This window comes from Candidatus Methanoplasma cognatum (assembly GCA_009777615.1).
GTDB classification, from domain to species: domain Archaea; phylum Thermoplasmatota; class Thermoplasmata; order Methanomassiliicoccales; family Methanomethylophilaceae; genus Methanoplasma; species Methanoplasma cognatum.
On record WRLM01000001.1, the window covers coordinates 608,854 to 632,787 of the forward strand.

The 23,934-nt window shown below is 53.3% G+C and carries 22 protein-coding genes and 1 tRNA gene; 10 read left to right on the top strand and 13 right to left on the bottom strand.

Going from position 1 to position 23,934, the window contains the following annotated elements:
- Positions 1–948 (top strand): calcium/sodium antiporter, encoded by a 948-nt coding sequence (locus FWG96_02690; GenBank protein ID MCL2032162.1) that lies wholly within the window; start codon positions 1–3, stop codon positions 946–948.
- A 1-nt stretch (position 949) separates the two neighbouring features.
- On the opposite strand, the gene FWG96_02695 is transcribed toward FWG96_02690, so the two are convergent.
- Positions 950–2,716 (bottom strand): ribosome biogenesis/translation initiation ATPase RLI, encoded by a 1,767-nt coding sequence (locus FWG96_02695; GenBank protein ID MCL2032163.1) that lies wholly within the window; start codon positions 2,714–2,716, stop codon positions 950–952.
- A 126-nt stretch (positions 2,717–2,842) separates the two neighbouring features.
- Between FWG96_02695 and FWG96_02700 the strand changes: the two genes are divergently transcribed.
- The 3 genes from FWG96_02700 to FWG96_02710 are packed head-to-tail and all read left to right on the top strand — an operon-like array spanning position 2,843 to position 7,173.
- Complete coding sequence (locus FWG96_02700) at positions 2,843–4,225, top strand: MATE family efflux transporter (protein ID MCL2032164.1); 1,383 nt, start codon at positions 2,843–2,845, stop codon at positions 4,223–4,225.
- A 48-nt stretch (positions 4,226–4,273) separates the two neighbouring features.
- Entirely contained in the window at positions 4,274–6,520 is a 2,247-nt protein-coding gene (gene metG, locus FWG96_02705; GenBank protein ID MCL2032165.1) for a methionine--tRNA ligase, read from the top strand.
- Positions 6,517–7,173 (top strand): CehA/McbA family metallohydrolase, encoded by a 657-nt coding sequence (locus tag FWG96_02710; GenBank protein MCL2032166.1) that lies wholly within the window; start codon positions 6,517–6,519, stop codon positions 7,171–7,173. The genes metG and FWG96_02710 overlap by 4 nt, the downstream gene beginning before the upstream one ends.
- A 1-nt stretch (position 7,174) precedes the next feature.
- Here the strand turns inward: FWG96_02710 and FWG96_02715 are convergent, their stop codons facing one another.
- From FWG96_02715 to FWG96_02725, 3 genes are all read right to left on the bottom strand, one after another.
- Positions 7,175–8,452: a zinc ribbon domain-containing protein gene (locus tag FWG96_02715; GenBank protein MCL2032167.1), complete on the bottom strand. Its 1,278-nt coding sequence runs from the start codon at positions 8,450–8,452 to the stop codon at positions 7,175–7,177.
- Between the two features lie 129 nt (positions 8,453–8,581).
- On the bottom strand, positions 8,582–9,130 hold the full coding sequence (locus FWG96_02720; protein MCL2032168.1) for a TATA-box-binding protein: 549 nt from the start codon (positions 9,128–9,130) through the stop codon (positions 8,582–8,584).
- Positions 9,131–9,267: 137 nt separating this feature from the next.
- A tRNA-Cys gene (locus FWG96_02725) sits at positions 9,268–9,341 on the bottom strand.
- A gap of 152 nt (positions 9,342–9,493) precedes the next feature.
- Between FWG96_02725 and FWG96_02730 the strand changes: the two genes are divergently transcribed.
- Positions 9,494–10,291: a hypothetical protein gene (locus FWG96_02730; GenBank protein ID MCL2032169.1), complete on the top strand. Its 798-nt coding sequence runs from the start codon at positions 9,494–9,496 to the stop codon at positions 10,289–10,291.
- Here the strand turns inward: FWG96_02730 and FWG96_02735 are convergent.
- From FWG96_02735 to FWG96_02745, 3 genes are read right to left on the bottom strand one after another with little or no spacing between them, the layout of a single operon-like run.
- Positions 10,283–10,669 carry a tetratricopeptide repeat protein gene (locus tag FWG96_02735; protein ID MCL2032170.1) on the bottom strand — a complete coding sequence of 129 codons (387 nt, stop codon included), beginning with the start codon at positions 10,667–10,669 and terminating at the stop codon, positions 10,283–10,285. The genes FWG96_02730 and FWG96_02735 overlap by 9 nt on opposite strands.
- A 31-nt stretch (positions 10,670–10,700) precedes the next feature.
- Positions 10,701–11,465: a dihydroorotate dehydrogenase electron transfer subunit gene (locus FWG96_02740; GenBank protein MCL2032171.1), complete on the bottom strand. Its 765-nt coding sequence runs from the start codon at positions 11,463–11,465 to the stop codon at positions 10,701–10,703.
- A complete protein-coding gene (locus FWG96_02745) occupies positions 11,458–12,357 on the bottom strand; it encodes a dihydroorotate dehydrogenase (protein ID MCL2032172.1) in 900 nt (299 codons plus the stop codon). The genes FWG96_02740 and FWG96_02745 overlap by 8 nt, the downstream gene beginning before the upstream one ends.
- 58 nt (positions 12,358–12,415) lie before the next feature.
- Here FWG96_02745 and FWG96_02750 point away from each other — a divergent pair, with 58 nt between their 5' ends.
- Positions 12,416–13,624, top strand: a complete 1,209-nt coding sequence (locus tag FWG96_02750; GenBank protein MCL2032173.1) for a cysteine desulfurase — start codon at positions 12,416–12,418, stop codon at positions 13,622–13,624.
- A 3-nt stretch (positions 13,625–13,627) separates the two neighbouring features.
- Here FWG96_02750 and FWG96_02755 read toward each other — a convergent pair whose 3' ends face one another.
- The 6 genes from FWG96_02755 to FWG96_02780 form a co-directional block, all read right to left on the bottom strand.
- Positions 13,628–13,975, bottom strand: coding sequence for a hypothetical protein (locus FWG96_02755; GenBank protein MCL2032174.1), 348 nt, complete (start codon positions 13,973–13,975; stop codon positions 13,628–13,630).
- Positions 13,968–14,399: a hypothetical protein gene (locus tag FWG96_02760; GenBank protein ID MCL2032175.1), complete on the bottom strand. Its 432-nt coding sequence runs from the start codon at positions 14,397–14,399 to the stop codon at positions 13,968–13,970. The genes FWG96_02755 and FWG96_02760 overlap by 8 nt, the downstream gene beginning before the upstream one ends.
- 2 nt (positions 14,400–14,401) lie before the next feature.
- Entirely contained in the window at positions 14,402–14,866 is a 465-nt protein-coding gene (locus tag FWG96_02765; GenBank protein ID MCL2032176.1) for a hypothetical protein, read from the bottom strand.
- 70 nt (positions 14,867–14,936) lie between these two features.
- On the bottom strand, positions 14,937–15,503 hold the full coding sequence (locus FWG96_02770) for a hypothetical protein (protein ID MCL2032177.1): 567 nt from the start codon (positions 15,501–15,503) through the stop codon (positions 14,937–14,939).
- Between the two features lie 90 nt (positions 15,504–15,593).
- On the bottom strand, positions 15,594–15,986 hold the full coding sequence (locus FWG96_02775; protein ID MCL2032178.1) for an S-adenosylmethionine decarboxylase: 393 nt from the start codon (positions 15,984–15,986) through the stop codon (positions 15,594–15,596).
- Between the two features lie 483 nt (positions 15,987–16,469).
- Positions 16,470–17,738, bottom strand: coding sequence for a DUF4143 domain-containing protein (locus tag FWG96_02780; protein ID MCL2032179.1), 1,269 nt, complete (start codon positions 17,736–17,738; stop codon positions 16,470–16,472).
- Between the two features lie 311 nt (positions 17,739–18,049).
- Here FWG96_02780 and FWG96_02785 point away from each other — a divergent pair, with 311 nt between their 5' ends.
- From FWG96_02785 to FWG96_02800, 4 genes are all read left to right on the top strand, one after another.
- Positions 18,050–19,153, top strand: a complete 1,104-nt coding sequence (locus FWG96_02785) for a DUF362 domain-containing protein (GenBank protein MCL2032180.1) — start codon at positions 18,050–18,052, stop codon at positions 19,151–19,153.
- A 313-nt stretch (positions 19,154–19,466) separates the two neighbouring features.
- The gene (locus tag FWG96_02790; GenBank protein ID MCL2032181.1) at positions 19,467–20,909 is read left to right on the top strand and encodes an MFS transporter; all 1,443 of its coding nucleotides are present in this window, start codon (positions 19,467–19,469) and stop codon (positions 20,907–20,909) included.
- A 26-nt stretch (positions 20,910–20,935) separates the two neighbouring features.
- A complete protein-coding gene (locus FWG96_02795) occupies positions 20,936–22,750 on the top strand; it encodes a sel1 repeat family protein (protein MCL2032182.1) in 1,815 nt (604 codons plus the stop codon).
- 497 nt (positions 22,751–23,247) lie between these two features.
- Positions 23,248–23,883: a B12-binding domain-containing protein gene (locus FWG96_02800; protein MCL2032183.1), complete on the top strand. Its 636-nt coding sequence runs from the start codon at positions 23,248–23,250 to the stop codon at positions 23,881–23,883.
- Positions 23,884–23,934 lie beyond the last annotated feature (51 nt).

A 23,934-nucleotide genomic window follows, 5' to 3' on the forward strand; every position in this document is an offset into this window, starting at 1 on the left:
ATGCCGATCGGCGCAGTCCTTCTCTACTTAGGTTCGGGGTGGTTGGTGGAAGGCGCCAAGAGGCTGGCGATAAGGCTTGGGGTCACGCCGTTCTTAGTGGGACTTACCGTAGTTGCGTTGGGGCTGTCGGTGCCGGAGGTGGCGACGGCCCTCGCGAGCGGCCACAACCCGCAGATGATCATCGGCAACATCGTGGGAAGCAACATAGCGAACGTAGGCCTTGCGATAGGACTCGCCGCTGTGATATCCCCGGTTGTCTGCAGGTATGCCGGTACAAAGTTTGAGATCTTCTCCATGCTGGCGGCTGTTCTCATCGTTTCCCTCATGGCCCTTACGGGGACCTTTGGACACATTGAAGGCGCGATACTTCTCATTGCGCTGTTCGTTTTCATCTATTTCACTTACAGGATAAAAAGGAACACTCCGCCGCGTGCGGGCGAGGCCGGGTACATCGAGGCAGTAGAATGCAAAGCGCCCTGCCTTCGGAGAAGCGCCTTGCTGGTAGCCCTCGGCATCCTTTTCCTGTATCTGGGCGCGATGGCGTTCATCGAGGGCGCCTCCGAGCTGGCCAAGGCTCTGGGCATGTCACACCTCATGGTGGGTCTGGTCGTCGTTGCGGTGGGGGTGTCCCTCCCGGAGCTGTGCATATGCATAGTGGCCGCCTACCGCGGAGAGAATGAGATCATGGTAAGCAACATCATAGGGAGCATAATTTTCAACTGCTTCTTCGCGCTCGGCGCCGGAGTGATCTTTACGGCCGTGGAGGTCACATACTATACGCTGGTGTTCCATTTGCCGGTCATGGTCCTGATGGCGGCCATATTGGCGCTTCTTATCAAAAACAGGAACGGGATAACAAGATGGGGAGGAGCGATGCTTGTCTGCATATACTCAGTATACATCGCGCTCATGCTCATTTTCCCGGAGCTGACGCAGGGTCTGATCTGAATCAGGAATAGTAGTACTCGCCCTTTGTCTTCTGTTCCCTGTCGAGCCTGGAATCAGGTTTGTTGATCCTCGGGCGGTTGGTGTCCGCGTCGCGCCTGAAAGTTATGTCCACGGCACTCAGGAACTTGTTCATCCCGACCCTCATGTCAAGGGGCCCCTCTCCGGTGCCGCGGTGTCCGGGTTCGCCGCCGAAGACCATCATGGAATCGGACACCATATCGAGGAAGTAGATGTCATGGTCCACGATCATCCCGCTCCTGCCTCTCTTCTCCATCATCCTCCTTATAGTCCTGGCGGCATTCATCCTCTGGTTCGAGTCCAGGTATGCGGACGGCTCATCGAACAGGTACATGTCGGCCTCGGCGGCAAGACACATGGTGATCGCGACCCTCTGGAGTTCGCCTCCGGACAGGGTCTTGGCATCCTTATCCATCAGGTGTTTGATCCCCAGCGGCTCGAGGACCTCCCCCTCGAAGAACCCGGAGTTCACAGTGTCGTAGGCTTTGGCAAAAAGAAGATCTCTGACCGTGCCCTCCGTCTCCGCCGAGATGTACTGAGGTTTATATGACACTTTCACGGCAGTGTCCAGGCTCCCTTTGTCCGGCTTGATTATGCCGGCAAGCATCTTCACAAAGGTGGTCTTCCCGGTGGCGTTCGGCCCCACGACGCCTACCGACTCCCCGATCTTCACCGCCCCTTTCCCTATCGTGAGACTGAACCCTCCGAGGTCCTTCTCCACGCTGTCGAACTCAACGAGGTCCGGGGTGTTCCACTCCGCTCTCGGCGGAGATGATACGAACTCTATGGGCCTGTCCCTGAACCTTATGTTCTCCTCCGGAAGGTAGCCGTCGAGATAGACGTTTATTGCGGTCCTGACCTGTCTCGCCAGCGTGAAGACGCCGTATGCGCCCTCGGAGCCGTAGACGACATTCACGTTATCCGCAAGGTAATCGAGTATCGCAAGGTCGTGCTCTATGACGACCACCTGCTTATCCGCGCTCAGACCTTTGATGATCCTTGCCATCTTCACTCTCTGGTAGATATCCAGATACGAGGTGGGCTCGTCGAAGAAGTATACGTCGGCGTCCCGCATCATGGTGGCGGCCATCGCCAGCCGCTGGAGCTCTCCTCCGGAGAGTTTCGTCAATTCCCGGTCGAGCACCTCTTTAAGGTCGAAGAGTTCCGCCGCCTCTTCCACGGACATCCTCTCCTGCACTCTGCCTAAAAGGTCCCTCACAACCCCGCTGACGCTCTGCGGCAGTTTGTCCACATATTGGGGTTTCATGGCGACCTTGATATTTCCTGAATACACGTTCTTAAGGTGATCGTACAGCTCGGTGCCGGCGAAATGTTCCAGCACCTCCTCTTTCGAGGGCGGATCGTCAAACCTTCCGAGGTTCGGGACCTCTGTTCCGGACAGCATCTTTATCGCCGTGGTCTTACCTATGCCGTTGGGTCCCAGTATGCCTGTTATCAGCCCCTTCTTAGGGATGGGAAGTCTGTAAAGGCGGAATGAATTCTCGCCGTACTGGTGGACCGTCTCTCCTTTGAGCTCATCGGCAAGGCCGATGATCTTTATCGCGTCGAACTGGCATTTGTTCACGCATATGCCGCACCCCTGGCACAGCACCTCGGAGATGATGGGTTTGCCCTTCTCGTTGAATGTGACGCATTCTGCCCCCGTCCTCACGAGGGGACAGAACTTCACACATTCTTTGTTGCACTTGCGGCTCTGACATCTGTCGTGCAGCACGGCGGCTATTCGCATGACCCGCCTATTTATGATGTCTGATTTAACCTTTAGGCCGAAAGAGGCGCCGCTGACGGCGTTCGCGCCCCCCGCGCCCAGCGGTCGCAAAGAATAATTCATAATGGCGGAGATGGATTCCATAGCATGGAAGCGTCTGTGACGAAAGGTGTCGAGGTCATGCTGGGCGACCCGAGGAAAGCTATAGCAGCTTTTTCGATACCCATCGCGATAGCGCTTCTGGCGCAGCAGGGCAACAATCTTGTCGACAGTTTTTGGGTCACGGGACTCGGAGCGGAGGCCATGGCCGCTTTGGGGCTGGTGTTCCCGGTGTATGCGGTGATCATCGGTATCGGCAACGGCCTCGGCATAGGCACATCCGCCGCGATAGCAAGGAACATCGGAATGGGCAGGATAAAGGACGCCAGCGGGATCGCAGTTCAGTCGCTGATCCTTTGCGTGATCGTGGCGATGATCGCGACGCCGATCCTTATCCTCACTGCCGAACCGGTGCTGATGGCGATAGGCGCCGGACCCACCATCGAAGCCTCGATGGACTTCGCGGTCCCGCTGTATCTCTCCACAGTACTGATACTGCTTAGCGGAGTGATGTCCGGGATATTGAGAGGCGAGGGGGCGGTCAGGAGGTCAATGTACATACAAGTTCTGGGAGCGGCGATGAATCTGATCCTGGACCCGATTTTCATTTACACATTGGACATGGGTGTGGCGGGCGCCGCATGGGCGACCGTGGTAGCATTCGGCATATCGATCGTCGCCGGACTCTACTGGTACCTTGTGAAGAAGGACATGTTCATCAAGTTCAGGCTGAATTATCTGAGGCCCAACGCCGTTTTGTTAAAAGAGATACTCTCCGTCGGTCTCCCTCAATCCCTTGAATTCTCCGTTATGAACATATTCAACGCAACGTTCAACTTCTGCATAATCATGGTCGGCACGACCGACGCAATGGCCATATATACCGTAGCATGGAGGATAGTGTATCTGCTGATGATACCCGCAATGGCCATGGGAGGCGCCATCGTATCGGCGTGTTCGGCGGAGTTCGGTATGAAGAGGTATGACATGATAAGGAAAGCATACGGCTTCTCGGTGAAAACATCGCTTGTCCTGCTGTCTGCGCTGTCGGCGATAATGGTTCTGCTGGCAGATCCCATCGCATCGGTCTTCACCCACTCTCCGGATATGCAGTATCTGCACGAAGACATGAAGGTGCTCCTGTACATATTTGCGATATTCGTTCCTTTCATGTCGCTCATATTCGTCGGGTCGTCCCTGCTGCAGGCGGTCAAGCGGTCGAAAATAGCTCTGGCATCGTCTTTCATAAGGAATATAGTTCTTGCGGCAGGGTTCATCATCGTCACTTACACAATCGGAACGCTCACGTCGCTGTGGTGGACGATGACCATCGTCGAGATATTCGGGGGCTTTTTGATGGGATATTGGGCATACATAGTACTGAGGGATGTGGCGAAAAGGGACGGCAGGCCTTGGAAGTCTGACACATAATGCCCAACACCTTTATTATCGTCATCAGCAATCGGCTTCTAGGTTCAAATGTCAAAGATATGTATCAATATCGCCTGGCCGTATGCGAACGGCCCCATACACCTCGGACACGTGGCGGGCTCTCTCCTGCCGCCCGATATATTCAGCAGATACAACCGTCTTAAGGGGAACGAGGTGCTGATGGTAGGGGGGTCCGATCAGCACGGAACGCCCATCACGGTCACCGCCGAGAAAGAAGGGTCCACGCCGGCCGTCGTGGCGGACAGATACCACCACATAAACAAGAAAGCGATAGAGGATCTGGGCATAGAATACTCGCTATTCAGCAAGACGCACGGAGCCAACCATATCGATGTTGTCCACTGGCTATTCACAGACCTTCTGAAAAAAGGATACCTGTACGAAGGGGAGACAAGCCAATATTACTGTTCTAAATGCATGAAATTCCTTCCCGACAGATATGTGGAAGGGACATGCCCCAGCTGCGGGGCGGAGGACGTCAGGAGCGACCAGTGTGATTCCTGCGGTAAGACCTTCGAACCGGGGGACCTTATCGGTGCCAGATGCATACACTGCGGCAACCAGCCTGAAGTAAGGCCATCGAACCATTTCTTCCTTAAACTGAGCGCGTTCAGCAGCCAGCTGATGAAATATGTCGGAGGAATGGATCACTGGAGGTCGAACGTCAACACCTTCACGATGAACTGGCTGGAAGAAGGGCTCAAGGACAGGGCGGTCACAAGGGACATGTCCTGGGGAGTGCCGGTGCCGGTACCCGGATGGGAAGATAAGGTGATCTATGTATGGTTCGAGGCCGTGATAGGATACCTCAGCGCGTCGGTGGAATACTCCAAGATCACAGGGCGGCCGGAATATTGGAAAGAATTCTGGAAGGATCCGGAAACAAAACATTACTATTTCATCGGGAAGGACAACATACCTTTCCATTCTATAATCTGGCCGGCCATACTTATGGGCGCGGGCGACCTGAATCTCCCGTACGACATACCCGCGAACGAATACTTGATGTTCAAGGGAGGCAAGCTTTCAAAGAGCCGCGGGGGCGCCATCGATATCCCCTCTGTGCTGTCAAAGTACGATGTGGACGCCGTGAGGTACTATCTTTCCGTCAACATGCCGGACACCCATGACGCGGATTTCACCTGGAGCGATTTCCAGACCAAGGTCAACAACGAGCTCGTGTCCGCCCTCGGCAACTATTACCACAGGTGTCTGAGCTTCACCCATAAGAATTTCGGAGAGATACCGGGAGCCGACACAAAAGAGGGCGCGAAAGAGGTCCTCGACGCCATATCGTCCACACTGAAAGAGTATGAGGAGTGCCTTTCGAAGTGCGACTTCAAAAAAGGCATCAGGGCGGTAATGGAGCTCGCAAGATTCGGCAACAGGTATTTCGACTCGGTGAAACCGTGGGCGCTGATAAAGACAGACAAGGAGAAATGCGGCAGGGAATTGAACAACAACCTCATGATAGCGAAGGCCCTGGCCGTGATGGCCTGGCCGTTCATGCCCGGTTCGTCCGAGAAGATATGGGGATACCTTGGGCTGGAAAAGAGCATAGAGGAAAGCGGAATGGACGCCGCCCTGTCCGAGCTTCCGGCCGGGAGGGCTCTTGCGGAGCCGGTACCCGTTTACAAGAAAGTGGAGATCGAGGACGCAGCGGAAGAGGAAGACGGCGGAAAGAAGGAAGCCGCGGACACAGGCCGGTATGCGGACTTCAGGAAACTGGATCTGCGCGTGGGCAGGATATTGAGCGCGGAAGATCACCCGGATGCGGAAAAGTTGTTCCTCATGAAGGTCGATATAGGCGAAAAGGAGCCGAGACAGATCGTCGCCGGCCTGAGAGCATATTATTCAAAAGAGCAGCTGACAGGGAGGAACGTAATATTGGTGTCCAACCTCAAGCCGGCTAAGCTGAGAGGGTTCATGTCCGAGGGGATGCTGCTCGCCGCTGACGACGAATCCCTGGGCGGAACGTCGGTCCTTCTGGTAACGCCTTCAAAGGACGTCCCCCCCGGGACCAAAATGAATTCCGGATTGGACAATTCCTCCTCAATGATCGAATACAAGGATTTCCAGAAGGTCAGGATGATAGTCTCCAGGGTCTCCGGGGGAAAAGCGTCATGCAACTCGATGGCGGTCGATCTTCCGGCCGGGGCCCCGGAACGCGTCGCATTAGTGATTGACGGCGAAAATATCGTGGGATTAAGCGACGGCAGCGGCTGCACCGCAACGGTCGATTCCGAGATCACGGACGGAGCAGGCATCAGATGAAGGCCGATCTCCACATACATTCGAACTTCTCCAACGACGGGAAATCCACCGTCGAAGAGATAATCTCGGCGTCGGTCGAGAGAGGGCTCGGATGCATAGCGATCACAGACCACAATTCCTTTGAAGCGTACGATCTGGTGAAAGACAACGGGAAGGTCATAGTCATACCCGGGATAGAGGTATCCTCCGAGAAGGGGCACATACTCGCATACGGCGTCAACAGGGATATACCGAGAGGGATGACTATAAAAGAGACTATAGACGCCATTCACGATGCGGGAGGGGTCGCGTTCGCGGCGCATCCGTACAGGTGGTGGTCCGGTCTCGGGGAAGAGAACGTCCTCCTCAATGACTTCGACGGCATTGAGGCAAGGAATGCCAGATCCACGCCTTCAAGCAACAGGAGATCGGAGGCGCTCGCAGTCCGCACAGGGAAACCCGTTTCGGCGGGGAGTGACGCCCACACTCCGGAACACATAGGGGAAGGGACCGTGGAACTTCCCGACGGCGTTGCCACCTGGCAGGAAGCGCTGAATGCGGTGATGGAAGGGAAGGCAAGGCCCGCAAGCAGCGACAGGGGCCCGGGAAGCACTCTCAGATACGGAACAAAGTCCATCACCGAGTGGATAATGAGAGGATTCAAGAAAATGTGATTCACACTATGTAGAATCCGTACCGGCTTTTTCCGATGTACTCGCTGTATGGGGTACCCTCGTCTCCAGATAAGCTGATCAGGCCGATCCCCTGGGGGGAATTGACAGTGGTCTCACACGCATAATATGTGACGCCGTCTATTGTCTGACTTATTATTTCGTATGAACGGGAGGAATAGGATCCCGGAGCATATGAATCCAATCCGACAGCGGCGACAGCATGCTGGGGGATCATGACCACCCCCGCCTCATAACCCAAGGCTTTGAAAAGCGCCGCAGCAAGTATGGACGTATCCTCGCAGTCCCCCATCCCGTAGAATATAGTTTCCATAGGATACGCGAAATACTCTTCCTGCCCGTATTGGTACCTGTCGGCGCCCATGAGGGTTGAATAAGGGGGGTAATCAAAACATATCTGAACGAACCCCAGCACAAATGCGGCAAATTTTTGATCCGATGTGCTTCGGTCGCCGTACGCTTCTTTAATGGATTCCGCCAGCGCAACAATGGCTGGATCCTCGTACGTGACGAAAGAAACGACCCTTCCATAGTCGACGACCCTTCTGCCCTTATCATTCATTTCTTTATAATGACGATACTCGTCAAAGCTGAATGAGGTCTTGGCGGAATACAGTTCGCCTTGGTATATCCAGGTGTATTCTTTTGTTATCGTTCCCGAATAGCGCACCGTACCGGAATATGTTTTCAAAAGTTCGCGTTCTTCTTCCGGCCCGGCGTAGCACTTCACGGAGATGCTGTATTCTCCGACGTTCTGGCTCAGATAGTAAAGAACGGGTTCCTCTTTATTCACCGTTTCTCCCGAATATGCCACGTAAAAGCGCGTGTCGGCTGATGACACATGATCGTTATCAAAGAATGTCCATGAATAATAGTCATATTTGGATGATATGTCGTCATTCAGGGCGAACGCGATCTTGCCGTCGTTGGTCAGGCTCACAGTGAACACCTCCCTCTCTATCAAAAAATCGCCGCTGAGTTCGAAGTATGTATCCTCCGTCACGGTCTGAATGTCAACCTTATTGTATTTCAGGTCATCTTCCACGTCCGCTATCAAACTGACCGCCGCGGCAAGGGCCAATATCAGCACGGCGAATAATGCGGCGGTTGCGGCCTTGCTTTGTTTCTTCGCCCCGCTCCCGACGGCGGCCGGAGCAGCGTATGTGTATGTGTATGGCACGTACCCCACATAATAGCCGCAACTGGGACAGAAATTGACGGAACCGTCGCCTACAGAGGAACCGCACCGCGGACAGTACACGAAATAAACATATCTGTCGGAGATTATATTTTTATGTAATACAAGACGAATCTATTGTCATGTGGCGATTGGATATATCGTTCTATAAAGAAGATAAATGGGAAAAAATTTAATTTTGGAGCCGTAAGGTCATGCCATCAGGCTTGCCGCTCTCAGCTCCGCCGCGATCTTCTCGACAGCACGCACAACGTCCTCGGGGACCTTGGCGCCGGTGCACACCATCTTCCCGGACCCGAACAGAAGCACAACCACTTTGGGGTCGTCCAATCTGTATACCAGGCCGGGGAACTGCTCGGGCTCGTATTCGACCTTTTCGAGACCCAGGGTGATCGCCACCGTGTTCAGGTTGATCTCCTGCTCCAGATCCGAAGATGCGACGATGTTCTGAACCTCGATCTTCGGTTCAATGGTGATCTTTATGTTTGCTTTCTCAAGGTCCTTCGCAACCTTGCTGATGGCGATCTTCACGTCGCCTAAGCTCTTTGCACCGGTACAGACTACCTTTCCGCTCCTGAAAAGAAGGGTGGCTGTCTTGGGCTCTTTGATACGGTAAACAAGTCCCGGGAACTGCTGAGGGTTGTAATCCGCACCCTCAAGCGCGTCCTCGATCGCATTCAAGTTAAGCTCCTGCCCAAGGGAAGTGGAAGCAACAACATTCTCTATATTCATCTTCGCCATCTTTTCACTTGAGAGGGCTATTTATAAGGTGTTTATAAAGATTGTGTAATCTAATCCCTTTTAGGTTGATATAGAGAAGCACCCGCGGATCAAGTAAAAACCATAATGCGCCGATGTTCCGCCGGTCAAAAAAGCCGTGGGGTCGGGGGAGGGAATTGAACCCCCGTATGCGGATCTGCAGTCCGCCACATAGCCACTGTGTTACCCCGACACAGGATAACCCCAACATCAGCGATATAATAAACGTTTCGCATACACCATACTGGCTGTCCGCACGGGGTCCGACGGCAGGATTATACGGAATGCGATGAATACATTAGTATGCACTGCAAGGACATCTCCTTACGCGATGTAGACTTTCCTTTGACGGAAAAAGACATATCGAAGGCCGTATCGGGCTGGGAGGTGTATGTCCGGACCGAGTACCTCGTACTGAGGAACGGAAAGGAGATCGCTGTCGTATGGGTCCGCAAAGAGGGATCGGAGGGTCTCTTCAGAAAGGTCGCGGACGCCGGGGCCGTGTCCTTGCCGGAGGATACGGTTTTTGTTAAGGATGACGGGATAGATGTTCTGAATGTTCCCGCCCTCGCTTCGGTCCAGGAAAGATATCAAGGGAAAACGGTCGTAATAGAGGGGATGTTCTCCCATATCAGTTTCGTTTGCGAACCGAACACTGTGAAGCTGAGAGTCATCGACAACATCCCCCCAGGACCGTCAAGGCTGCGTTTTCTTGTAGAGACGGCCCTGTCGTCCGGTTTCATAGAGCATCCTGTCGTTCCCGAATATAATAACATAGATCTGACGGACAAGATAATGGATGTGAGGACGGAGGCAGTGATGTTCCCATGCAGAGTATCGGGCATGGCTGCGGATATGCCTTTTTACTTCATCGACGCCGCGCCCGATGTTAAGCATGATGTTACAATCATCGGCTGCGACCTTTCCCGCAGAATATACCGCTCTATTTACGATAAAGACCCGCCCTTCATCAACGTCTGTCCCGCCGACGCCGTCCCGAATGACGGAATGAAAACGATCGTAAGGTGCTGCGCCGTCAAGGAAGGGCATGTTATAGAAGGGAACACCGCAAAGGTCCCGTGGGGAGCGACCGTTCCGGAGGTCATCGGTGCGATAAACGCGCTCCTTGAAGGTTCAGAATGATCCCCTTCCTCTGGCGAACGCCTTGTAGCCTTCTTCAGCCTTGCCGGATCTGCAAAGCAATTCCCCCAAAGCATACCACGTGTCGGCGTCACCGGGGTTCTTCTCCAGATGTTCTTCCAGATGCCTGACGGCTTCTTCGACCCTTCCCTGTGATTCGAGCACCCTGGCTAGCGAACGGCCGTTCGTTTCTTCGTCAAGGGTGCCGATCATGACCTTTCTTGCGTTCTCCATCAGAACATTAAGGGAATTGTCGGTAAGCCAAGGGTATCTGCCCTTCAGTGTGTTTCTGAAAGGCGCAGCTTTCCGGTGGTCTATCTCCGCTCCGTCGCCTTTGAAAATGTCCCGGGGAACGTTGACCGTGAGGCTGCCGTGCGTCACAGTGATGTGGTCCGCAGGTACCCCGACAATATCACCCCAGCTTTACCGGGCGGCCGCATTCGTCGCGTTTGGAGGTTCCGAAGTCCCTGATCGCTGACAGCTGATCCTTTGTGAACACCGGGCCGTCCCTGCATGCCCGCATGCCGTCCATGACGCAGCTTCCGCAAACACCGACGCCGCACTTCATGTGCCTTTCCAGCGACAGCTGGCAGTCGAGGCCGAGTTCGACGCATGTGTTGTAAATGTGGTACAGCATGATCTCGGGGCCGCATGCCAATACCGTGTCGTAAACGTTCTCCTGGACCTTTTCCCTCATAAGCTGCACGGCATTCCCGTGGAACCCTCTGCTGCCGTCGTCGGTGGCTATCCACAGGTTCTTAGTGTATTTACTGGCGATATCGTCCATTATGACGTCCTTGTCGGTCCTCGCGGCAATTATCGTATCCGCGCCGGTCTCTTTGACCGCAGGTATTATGGCGGCCGTCCCGACCCCGCCCCCGACCATAAGCATCTTTTTGTTCTTTTTGATGTCGAATCCCCTTCCGTAGGGGCCCCTGATCCTGATCGGGTCTCCCAGGCTTAATCCGTGGAGCGCCTGTGTGTCCTTTCCTATCTGCTTCACCGTGATGCTCTTTATGCGGTCGGTCTTCGAAAGTGACATGGGGACCTCCTCCATGCCGGGTACCCAGACCATTATGAACTGGCCGGGGGAAGCTTTCTCATCCCACTGGAACTCCAGGGTCTTTGTGTCATGGGAGTCCTCTATTATGCCTATTATCCTTACAGTATCACTCATGGGCAACACCTACCATGTCTGAGATCGAACCGTATCCGTAATCCTTCATGAACCTTTCCAGATCGGAATTCACGGTTCCGAACACCTCTATCCCTTTCGTTCCTATCGCGCTGCCTATCTGGAAGGCACAGGCTCCCGCCATTATGTACTGCGCCGCATCCTTCCAGTCGGATATCCCGCCGACCCCCACGATCGGTATGTCCACGGCGGTCCTGATGTCGAACACCGCCCTGACCCCTATCGAGCGGATGGCGGGCCCGGACAGCCCTCCGAACTTGTTGCTCAGTATAGGCTTCCCCAGCTGCGGCGATATGACCATCGCTTTGACCGTATTGATGGCGACGACGGCGTCGCCCCCGCCGTCCTGAACGGCGGCCGCAAGGTCTTTGATCATGTGGGTGTTCGGAGTGAGCTTGGTCCAGACCGGTATCTTCACCGAGCCTTTTACCGCGGTGACTATCGCCTCGACCACTTTGGGGTCGGTCCCGACCTCCATCCCGTAGCCTGCCGCATGGGGGCAGGAAAGGTTCAGTTCCACCGCCGCGGCGCCGTACTCCTCCATCTTTCCCGCCAACCTCACGAACTCTTCCGGGGATGAGCCGAATATCGATCCGATGATGTTGCCGCTTTTCGCCGCATCCTCCATCTCTTTCCCGAAAAGCTCTATCCCCGGGTTTGGGAGACCCATCGCGTTGATGTATCCTCCCTTTAATTCTGTGAAGGAGGGGTTGGGATGTCCGGGATTCGGTTCGGACCCGATAGATTTAGTCACAACCGCTCCGGCCCCCGATCTCAGCATTCTCATCATCGAGGGTCCGGTCTCATCCATTATCCCCGATGCGACCATTCCGGGCTTCTCAAGCCTTAGTTTTCCGACAGAGGTCACAAGCATTATATCGAACCCAGATACACGTAACCAGTTAAATAATCATAAGTGATAGAACCGCAGCATGGAAATATCCGCTGCCAGAAACGATTTCCCGACGATAAGAGGGAAAAAAGGCGTCTACTTGGACAGCGCATGCCAGTCGCTGAGACCGGATCAGGTGATAAGGTCGATCCTGGATTACTATGAGGAATTCCCCTCATGCGGAGGGCGCAGCGTGTACAGGATGTCCTCAAAGGTCTCCATGGTCATCGATGAAGCGAGGGAGACAGCGGCGAGGTTCTTCGGCACGGACGATCCGGACTGCTACATCTTCACAAAGAATTGTACGGAGGGCATAAACACCGTCGCAAGAGGGATCGGATTAAGAGAAGGCGATGCGGTGGTCACCACCGATACGGAACACAACTCCAACCATGTGCCTTGGGTCATACTGGCGGAGGAGGCCGGAGTGAGAAGAAGATATTCTCCCTCTAAGAACGACGGAGAGTTCGACATAGAGAGGTTCAAAGAGTCCATGAGTAAAGACGTGAAGCTGGTCTCCGTCTACCACGCAAGCAATGTGACGGGATGCGTGGTCCCCATCAAAGAGGCGGCGGAGATAGCGCATGACCGCGGAGCGAAGATCCTCATTGACGGGTCCCAGGCGGCGCCGCACATGAAGGTCGATCTTAAGAAGACGGACGTCGACTTCTATGCGTTATCGGTGCACAAAATGCTCGGGCCGTCAGGGATGGGGATTCTGTACGGGAAAAGAGAATGCTTAGAAGATCTGAAACCGCTGACAACAGGCGGAGGCGCGGTGGGTGTGGCGACCTATGGCTGCGCCAGTTTTGCACCGATCCCGGACAAATTCGAAGCGGGACTGCAGAACTATGCGGGAATAGCCGGAACGAAAGCTGCGCTTGATTATCTCACATTCATAGGGATGGATAAGATATACGAACACGACAGGCATCTGATGGAGATGATCTTCAAATTGACAGAGGAAATAAAAGGCCTGAGCGTGGTGGGACCGGATGACCCGGGCAGAAGGTGCGGTGTGTTCTCCTTCAACATAGATGGATTGTCCCCCCATGATGTCGCCATGATGCTTGACAAAATGGACAGCATCATGATAAGGTCAGGAATGCATTGCGCCCATCCGTTCTTCGGATCAAGAGGTATAGAGGGTAGCGCCAGAGCCTCGGTCTATCTGTACAATAATGAAGAAGACATAGAAAGGTTTGCTGCCGCATTGAACAAAGCGGCGGAAACGTTCTGCGGCAAGTGATGCTCACGTTTTTGTCATCGTCACCTCGTCGCTGTGGCCGATCACCACTCGTTCCACACTTTTCGATACTGTTGACCGGTAGGACTTGTCTTTCGAGTACAAAGTAAGACTGTGCCCTTCGATCACAACGGAACAGTCGGCGGAGGGGAGGACCTCCCACCCTCTGAGGATCAGCGTATCCGCTTCGGAGACCCAGAACTCCTCGATCACCAGTGAAAGCCGGTCCGCCGCTTCCTCCATGGAAGCGTCATATCTTCCGTCGTAGAACGATTGGACAGGCATTATCACCGCCGCGAGGAGAGCCGCACCGCATACTATCATGGCAACCCGAGACATTGTGAATTCAATCAATTACGCTCACCCTTATTCCATATACTCCGTTCTCGAAGACGCATTCCATCGAGACCGTCCTGTCGCCCATAAGGTAAAGAGGGTCCCCAAGGAATTTCACGGGGGGCCTCTGAAGGTATATCTTATCGACGACCGTATCGTCAAGAAGTATCGATATGCTGTATGAATCGGATCCTTCTCCGCCCAGCATCAGGCAGGACCCGCCGGACAACGACACACTGACCCTGCTGGTGCTGCCGGCGCCGGAATAGTATGCTCTTCCCGCCGCATCTTCGATCTTGCCGGCCTCCGCTTTTGCGACAGCGGCGGAGGTGTCCTTCTCAAAATCAGAGACCATGCCAATCGCAATCGGAACGAACAAGGCCAAAATTAAAAAGGTCACGGCCAACGTTATGGGAAGGCCGGTCACCCCCTTTCTGTTCAATTTTACGATATTACCGCCACCCTTGTGTTGTTGTTCTCCCCGTATTCGGGCATCGATACGTTGATTGTGATGAAGCCTATTTCGGAGCCTCTCAGCGTTATCCTCAGGCCGTCGAATTTCGCATATCCTCCTTCGGTGTTCGCATATGCGGTCTTTCCGTTCTTATCGGTCACCCCGAGGCCTGACAGGACCACGGTGGCGCCGCTGAGCGGATTACCGTTCTGGTCCGTGACGTACACCTCGACGTAACCGTCGGAGGTGCTGTTCCCGTTAAGGATGATGTCCCCTGAAAGCACGTCTACGCCGCCTATATGCTTCGGCGTCTCGATGTTGCCCATCCAGCCGATGAGTATGGCAGTCCCCATCGTTGCGATGATGATCATTATCATCAGCTGGAGAGGCAGCCCTTCGATGCTCCCCTTCTTGTTCTTGTTCAGTTTCTTCATGAGATGTTGTATGTTCCTCATATTTGAAACACGTCAACGTCAGCATATATAACGAAGAAAATACAGTTAGTATACGTTTTGCACTTTGGGCTCAAATGAGATCGAACGCGATTATCGCGGACGCTATCTTGGGGTCGTTCACGGACATTCCGAAATGTTTCCTTAACATGATGTCCGTTGTTGTCGCGGGGTACAGCAGGACGGGGTCCTTCGCGCCTTCGTCTGCTCCGATGATCCTGAGCCTTTGAGGAAGTATCACTATCATCATCTCATGCGTTCCCGCCTTTTCGGGGTGGATCGCGAAGTCGTCGCATAACCAAAAGATATTCGGATCATCTTTGAAGTCGTCGATCATGCAGGGAGGGACGTCATGCCCGACCATGTTCCCGCAGCCGTCCTCCATTATCATGATGTGATCGGTGCTGGGCTCGAAAGAGCTTTCGCAGAACACGCAGACCGTAACGCTCCTTTTGAGGACCTCCTCCAAGGCCCGGTTCACCAACGGCATTCCAAGAGTGGATTCAGTTATTCCGCCCTCTTCTTCGACAACTTCGTCAAAGAAATCCCCTTCAAGAGGGAAAGCGGCCCTTATGCTCTTTTCCGCGAGGAGCTTTGCGAGAACATCGTCCAAACCCATGGCGGCCGATACGATACGCATGATAATATTCTTATGGTATAGTAGAAAAAAAGATCGGCTGCTGTCAAGCCTGAAAGAAAAATAAATCCGGCGGATGCCGGAAATATAGGATCAGACGTCCCTGAAGCAGACCGCGTACTCCATCTTCTTGGCGCCGAAGTACTTCTGGACGAACTCTGCGGTCTTTTTCGGGGGGAACTCCTTGCATGAGAAAACGTCGATGAACGCTCTGTCCGTGTCCTCTGCGAAGTGCCCGGAGATCTGGGAGGTCTCTATCAGCTGCACAAGGGAGAAACCCTGCACCTTCGGTTCGTCGCCGAAGAATACCACTATCGGCTCACCGTACCTTTTCATATCAATGTAATTGGCAAGGTCGACGGCGAACTTTGAGATGTGCTCTTTGGACGAGATCTTCTCATGGTCGCACTCTCCGAGGTCGATGCAAACGGCAAGACCCCATCTTTTCTCGCTGTTGTATTTTTTTATGATCTCCTCATCTGACATGAGGCTGCCTGTGTATGGACTCATTATATACATCGGATTCCCACCTTTGATAATTTGAAATGCAAGCTCGCTTTCAGTATTTTAAGTATTTGCACTCACACGATAACGATTATCTCCCAGGGGACATTCATGCGGGCGATGTGTCGAAAATACGATTTTCGAAAGACTTTTTCGACACCTCGAAGACATCCCCGGCCGCGTAACCAAAGGGCGCGAGCCCTATTGACCTCCATCAAGAAGTATCCGCGGCCCATTACCAGAACGGTCACTTTCTCGATGTCGGACTCTTCCGGCATGCCTTTTGCCGATCCTCTTTTATGTTGCCGACCAGCGCGCGCATGGCATCAGGCGTTCGCATCAAGCAGGGACACCTCATCCCTCCGGGTGCTGTCTTATAGCGCCTCCGCAGTTCTGGCGGTTATCTCGACAGCGTCGCTATCTTCGGGGGCCGGCGCCTTTACGCGGGCCCCGTTCTTCTGCCGCTCAGTCTCTCAGACATCCTATAGGTACGACATATACTCCGTCATCGCGGCGGTATGCGATATCAGCGGCCGTAAGCACCATGAGAAATGACGGCTCTCCCATCTTCTCACTGTCCACTTTATCCCTTAGTTTCATCAGGCTCTCGACGGCTTTATCTATATCATGCGAAGACATCTTTATCTCGACCGCGCCCCACCGCCCATCGTACAGATGTATGACCGCATCCACTTCCAGGTCGCTGCCGTCGTGATAATGGAACACCTCGCCCTCCATCGACTGTGCGTATACCCTTAGGTCGCGGATACACAGTGATTCGAACAAAAGACCGAATGTCCTGAAATCTTTCATAAGGCCCTGCGGCGAGAGACGGAGGAGGACGGCGGCTATGGACGGGTCGACAAAATGGCATTTGGGAGACGTTCGCAATGCCGTCCTTGACCGTATATCGGGACTCCAGGCCGGCAGGTCCTCCGTTGCGAATATACGTCTCAGCGCATTCAGGTACGATGTCAGTGTTTTGTCGGATATTGCATCTTCGCCCCCCTTACCCGCAATGTCATCCATGATCGTTTTATTCTTTACCATTGTGGACACGTTCCTTGCCAAGGACAGCATGAGTTTCCGAACCCGTTTCGGATCCCTTTCTACACCATCAACGCGCGATGCGTCGGATCTCTCGATGGACCTCACATACTGACGTGCATACTGCAGGGCGCCCTCGCCCTTGCTTGTGACGGATTCCGGCCATCCTCCCCTTACCAGTGCGAAAGCGAGATCTTCCCGAGCAAGCGGTGATCTCCCCTTTATCTCCATACCATCGAAAATGGACCTGAGCGAGACGCTGCCGTTGGATTCCAGCGATTCGAATAATGACATCGGTCTCATGAACATCCGGGCAATGCGCCCTGTTCCTGTATGCATCGTTACGCCGTCCGCCGGCGCTGCCGAACCGGTAAGTATGAACTGCCCCTTCTTTTTACGCTGATCCGCTTCAAAACGGATGCCGTCCCATACGATCGGTATGGTCTGCCATTCGTCTATCAAGAGGGGGACGTCTCCTTCCAACAAGGCGCCGGGCGAGAACTTTGCCCATTCCAGATATTGTTCCCTTTTCTTGGTGTCTTGCAGATAGACCGCACTTGCGGAGTGTTTTTCGGCAGTCCATGTCTTACCGCACCATTTGGGACCCTCTATGAGCACTGCGCTGAACAGAGACATGAGCATGTCCAATTCTTTGTCCACGACTCTGCTCATATATTCTTTATCCATTGATGTGAAATGTTATAATGGTTATATTAACTTACTGGATTCTTTATTAATTCCGTGTTCTGATTCACTTTCATTCCGTGTTCTGATTCACTTTCATTCCGTGTTCTGATTCGAACCGAAGCGGAAGGAATGATGAGGCTCAGGCCTGTCCGCGCGTCGGCAACCACACTTAGGCGCAAATGGAATGGAACTGCGTAACACAAAGGAGCATTCCTGCCGTATGAAAAGGAAGCAAACTTTTACCCGACGTGACCGCCGCTCCGAGTTTATTTTAATATCATAATCAGCTACTCTGTGGGGCGCATATGGGAATGTCCAAAGTATATTACACAAACATGCACACCGAGCTGCAGGACAGCCTTCTTGACAAATTCGAAAGGCTCATCGACGCCGCCGGGATCGGGAGCATCGATGCGGACCGCAAGTTCGTGGCCATAAAGACGCACTTTGGCGAATTGGGGAACCTGGCCTTTCTGAGACCGAACTATTCGAAGGTAATAGCAGACAGGATCTCCAAAATGGGCGGCATCCCCTTCCTGACCGACTGCAGCACGCTGTATCCCGGGAAAAGGAAGAACGCCGTCGAGCATCTGAATACGGCGAACATCAACGGCTTCAACACCATATCGGCAGGCTGCCAGATAATAATAGGGGACGGGCTGAAAGGTACCGATGATATCGAGATGCCCATCGCCGGGGATTACGTAAAAACGGCGAAGATCGGACGCGTTGCGTACGATGCCGACGTCATCATATCGCTGAACCATTTCAAATGTCATGAGCTGACAGGTTTCGGCGGAGCAGTGAAGAACATAGGAATGGGCTGCGCATCTAAGAGGGGGAAGATGGAGCTTCACAGCTCCGGAAAGCCGCAGGTCTCCGAGAAAAGATGCAGAGCCTGCAGGAAATGCCTCGAAGCATGCGCCCATTCGGCGATAACCGTCAAGGAGAAAGCGTCCATCGACCACAGCCTCTGCGTAGGATGCGGAAAATGCATAGGGATGTGCCCATTCGACGTCATATCGGTAGAAATGGATGAGGCGAATGAGATAGTATGCTTCAAGATAGTGGAGTACGCCGCCGCCTTATTGGCGGACAAGCCGAACTTCCACGTTTCGGTGATCGCCGATGTCTCTCCGTTCTGTGACTGTCATAAAGAGAACGACGTCCCGATCATACCGAACGTGGGAATGCTGGCGTCCTTCGACCCGGTCGCGCTGGATAAGGCCTGCGTAGACCTCGCCCAGGAACAGCCGATGATCGCGGGGAGCAGGCTGCACGCGAACTCGAACGGGATAAAACCGGACGACATCTTCAAATGCACGCACCCGAGCACAAGGTGGCAGGCAACGTTCGAGCATGCTGAAAAGATGAAGATGGGCTCATCCCGATATGAGCTGATAAAGATCGACTGATGCGGTCGGGGCGCCGCCCTGCGGGGCAGGCCAGCATCAGTACCCCCGCAAGGACAAAGCGGACAACGAAGTAGGCCACCCATTCGTGGGCCGGCATTATGTGCTGGTTCACAATGCCAACCGGCATAAGCAGGACCCCATCATGATCAAAAGGACCAGCACCGTATAGCCCGATATTGCCAGACCCACTTCGGAGATCATTTATGACACTGAAATGATAAATTTTAATATTATGCGTGTTTAATCGGTGCTTGGAAGTGCTGTTTGTTCAGATCGTGGTAAGACTTGAACGAACAGGGTCCAAAATGTGTCAATGGCCGGTCCGGTGAACGGCATATCCATTGCCGCTCACAAAATCAAAGACACAGAGGCAAAAGAGCTGAAAAGATTCGAAGACGCCAGACCCGACGCCGATACGGACAACAACAGCGGAATGGAACCTAAGACGATATCAAAGGATCTCAAAAAGGCCCTTTACAGGTACCGGTGGGCAATATTCATAATTCTTACCTCCGCATATTTCTTCGTTTATTTCCACAGGATGTCTGTCGGCATCGTCGGCAGAGATATCATCGATGACGTGGGCGGCACGGTCGGGCTGCTCAGTTCCGTATACTTTTGGACATATGCCGCGATGCAGATACCGAGCGGCCTGCTTGCGGACCACCTCGGTCCGAGGAAGGCAACGTTCATTTTCCTCATAATTGCCGCCGCCGGTTCCTTCCTGACGTTCATGGGGACCGAATTCTGGGAGATTGTCCTCGGGAAGATACTGATCGCGGCGGGGATGGCGGTCATCTACATCCCGCTGATGAAGATAATATCCGTCTGGTACGGAAAGGCTGACTTCCCTCAGCTCACCGGCATCGTGATCGCCGTCGGGAATGTCGGCGCGATAGCGGCGTCGGCGCCGCTGGAGATGATGGCGGAAGCTCTGGGCTGGAGGGACGTGTTCCTGGTGCTCGGAGTGGTGACTCTTGTACTGGCGCTGCTATGCCTGGCGTTCGTAAGGGACCACCCGCACAAAAAAGGCTTCCCGGCGATAGAAGAGATAGAGAATCGGGAAAAGGGAACCCCCATCTCCGACGCGACCGACTCGAAACTGCCTATGATAAAAGGCCTGATCATGGTCGCGTCCGGGGGGCGGAAGTTCTGGACATTGGCGATCGCATACTTTCTTGTGTACGGTTCCATAATGGTCTTCCAAGGCACCTGGGCGAACATATATTTCAAAGAGATATATGGCTTCGGTACTAGCGCGGCGCTGCTCATCACCATACTCGGCATAGGCAAGATACTGAGCACCGCCGTGATAGGCGTGATGAATGGAAGAGGGGTAATAAGGTCAAAACGCACTGCCATGTTCTGGGGCACGCTGCTTTACACAGCAACCTGGGGCATAATATGGGCGTTCGCAGGCCACCTCGACAGCTACTGGTTCTGGATGACCATATGTTTCGTTTTCGGATTCTCAGGAGGGTTCATGACGCTGTCTTTCACTCAGGTCAAGGAGTGGTATCCCACGGCGATATCCGGTACGTCCGTGTCGGCGATGAACGTCTTCCTTTTCCTGGGGGCATCGGTCTGCACCACGATAACCGCTCCGATAATAGGCACAACATACTCCCTTGAGAACTTCGCCTTCGTATGGGCGCTGATGTTCGCCATGTCCGTATTCGCATTACTTATGGTGGTTCTTTCCATCGAGAAGAAGGAAAGCGATCCCTTTGTAGGTACGGAGAACAGGGGAGTTTAATATATTGTAGGCCATTAAGGTTTCTGATGGAAGTTTTGGAGGAGCTGATTTCCAAAGCAGAAGCCGACGACGTTAATTCCTGTTTCAGGTTGGGACAGGTGTATGCCCTGGGAGATGGCGTGGACGTCAATGAAGCGGAAGCTTTCAACTGGTACGTGAAGGCGGCCACCCTGGGCCATATGCACTCTGAGTTTGTAGTAGGCAAATGCTACGCCGAAGGCATAGCTGTTCAGAAGGATGTCGATGAAGCTATAATGTGGTTTTCAAAGGCCGCCTTGAAAGGATATCCCGAAGCGGTAAAAGAACTGAATTCCATCTTTGAGGAGACCGATGTCCCCAGAGATAAGAAGCTGTTCGAATATCACGCGAATAAGGCATCGGAGGGATCGCCCAGCTCGATGTACATGCTGGGCGTGTTCTACGACATCGGCGTCGGCACCGACTCGAACGCCGAAAAAGCGTTCGAGATGTTCTCGGCGTCCGCAGAGAAAGGGAATATCGACGGGGAATGCTCGAAAGCTGTCTGCATGACAAGAGGCACGGGCACCGCCCGCGACCGCGAAGGGGGCGCATCGCTGCTGAAAACCTGCGCAGAGAAAGGGTCCGAAAGGGCGAAATGTGAGCTTGGCAGATGTTATGAGCACGGAACAGGCGTGCCAAAGAGCCCCGAGACAGCCTTCGATATCTATTCGCAGATGTCGGACACAGGCTCATCGGTAGGTCAGTACCACCTGGGCAGATGCTATATGGACGGGATCGGGACCGAGAAAGATCCCACTTTTGCGCACAGCTGGTATACAGTATCCGCAAAGTCCGGCTGCCTTGACGCCGAGTTCGGATTGGCAAGGTGCCTGGTGGGCGGCGTGGGCGTGGATAAGAACAAAGACGAAGGCATCAAGAGAATGACCGATTCGGCTGAGAGAGGCCAAACCGATGCCATGGTAATGCTCGGCCAGATGTACGCCAAGGGAAGCATCGTCAACAAGAACGCATCCCTTTCCGCTGAATGGTTCAAGAAGGCCGCCGATCTGGGGGACCCGTATGCAGAATACACCACCGGTATGAACTACTTCGAAGGGAACGGGTTCAGGAAAAACCCGAAGAAGGCGGCGTACTATTTCGAGAGATCGGCCCAGCACGGGTACACTCTCGGATGTCATATGATCGGCAGTGCGTATATGTCCGGCAACGGAGTGGAGAAGGATGAGAAGAAAGGTTTCGAATGGTGCTCAAGAGCGGCCGAGGACGGATTCCTAAAATCTCAATTCATACTGGCGGAAAGCTATGCCAGAGGAAGAGGGGTGAAGAAAGACCCCCTGAAAGCTTTCGAGCTCCACACATATCTGGGGGAGAAAGGGTACGGCAAATCTCAGTTATACGTGGGAACCTGCTACCTCGAGGGCAAGATCGTGAAAGCAAATGAGAAGAAGGCGTTCGAATGTTTCACCAAAGGAGCCGAAAGCGCAAACCCGGTATGCCAGTATTTCCTGGGACATTGCTTTGCGAACGGTATCGGCGTGAAACAGGATGAGAAGAAAGCACTTCTTTGGTACACTCGAGCCGCTGAGCGGGGCCATACGGTCTCGAAGAAACTTGTCGAAGAATATACGGGCAGCTCAGTGGTGGTCAAAGGCGAGGCATCTCCCTTTGAATCTTATATGTACTCGGCAGAGAACGGCGACCCCGAATCGATGTTCATCATCGCAAGGTATTTTGAAGAAGGGATCGGGGTCGAGGTTAACATAGAAGAAGCGAAGAAGTGGTACAACAAATCCGCCGCACTGGGGCACTTCGGGGCAAAGAAAGCCATCCTCCGCTTCAGAAACAAGAGAGCCCAATGAGCGCTTCCCCGGTCAGAGAGGAATGTTGTCATTCCCGGACACCTACCCTATAGCCCGTCCGTTCCCCCGGACATCAGCTGCGTTTGTCCCTGATCTCCTGCGGATTCGTGTTCCGCAGTTATAGAAAATAGCGCCTCCTTTTCAAAAGTTCGGTATTACTCGGACCATTTTCATTTGGTGGATGTTAGGTTATAACCACTGTGGAAGTTTTTTTGACAAGGGATATTTTTATATACAGATTTTTAAGGGTTGTTTGTAAAAATAGAAAATTATATATGTATGATTCATTTTTTTATTTGTACCTTGGATTAAGATAATAGGTAATTTTAAATATGATAATGTAGAAATAGAAACAGTTCAAACAATTTCATTCAATTCATATATAAATATTTCTATTCAATTTCAGTTAACGTTAAATATTGTTCATGCGTTTTTAACTTACAGAGAGTTTCCGATCAAACGGAACGTTCTATTAAACTGTTTAAAGGAGGAAGAAGATGGTAGACAACAAGAAAGCACTCCACGATGCAGTGATAGCCTATAAGGTACCCGGCATACAGGAGGCTGTGGAAAACGCAAGGAAAGCGGGGCTTTCCGCCGGAGAGATCATCGACGCCATGGGGGAAGGGATGACCGAGGTCGGCATACTTTTTGAAAGAGGAAAATTGTTCCTGCCGCACGTTCTTAGCGCGGCTCAGGGAATGAAGAGTGCTATGGAGGTACTCGGCCCAGAACTTCTGCAAAGCGGAGACGCCAGCACTAGGAGGGCGTCGGTCGTCATGGGAACGGTGGAGGGCGATGTCCACGATATCGGGAAATCCATCTGTTCGACGATGCTTCAGTGCGCCGGATTCGATGTCCATGACCTTGGAAGGGATGTCGCCAAGTCCGCGTTCATAAAGGAGATCAAGGGAGGATGCACAATGTGCGGCATGTCCGCTCTTATGACAACGACCATGACCGTCCAGAGGGATGTCATAGATATCCTGAAGACGGAAGGTATCCGTGACAAGGTGATCGTGATGGTCGGAGGCGCGCCTGTGACACAGGCATACGCAGACAAGATCGGAGCGGACATCTACGGAGAGACCGCAAGCGAGACGACAGGCAAGGCAAAGGCGATCAGCAAGTGAGGCGATGACAATGACTCAGTTTTATACAAGAATGGGTGACGGAAAGAGGGT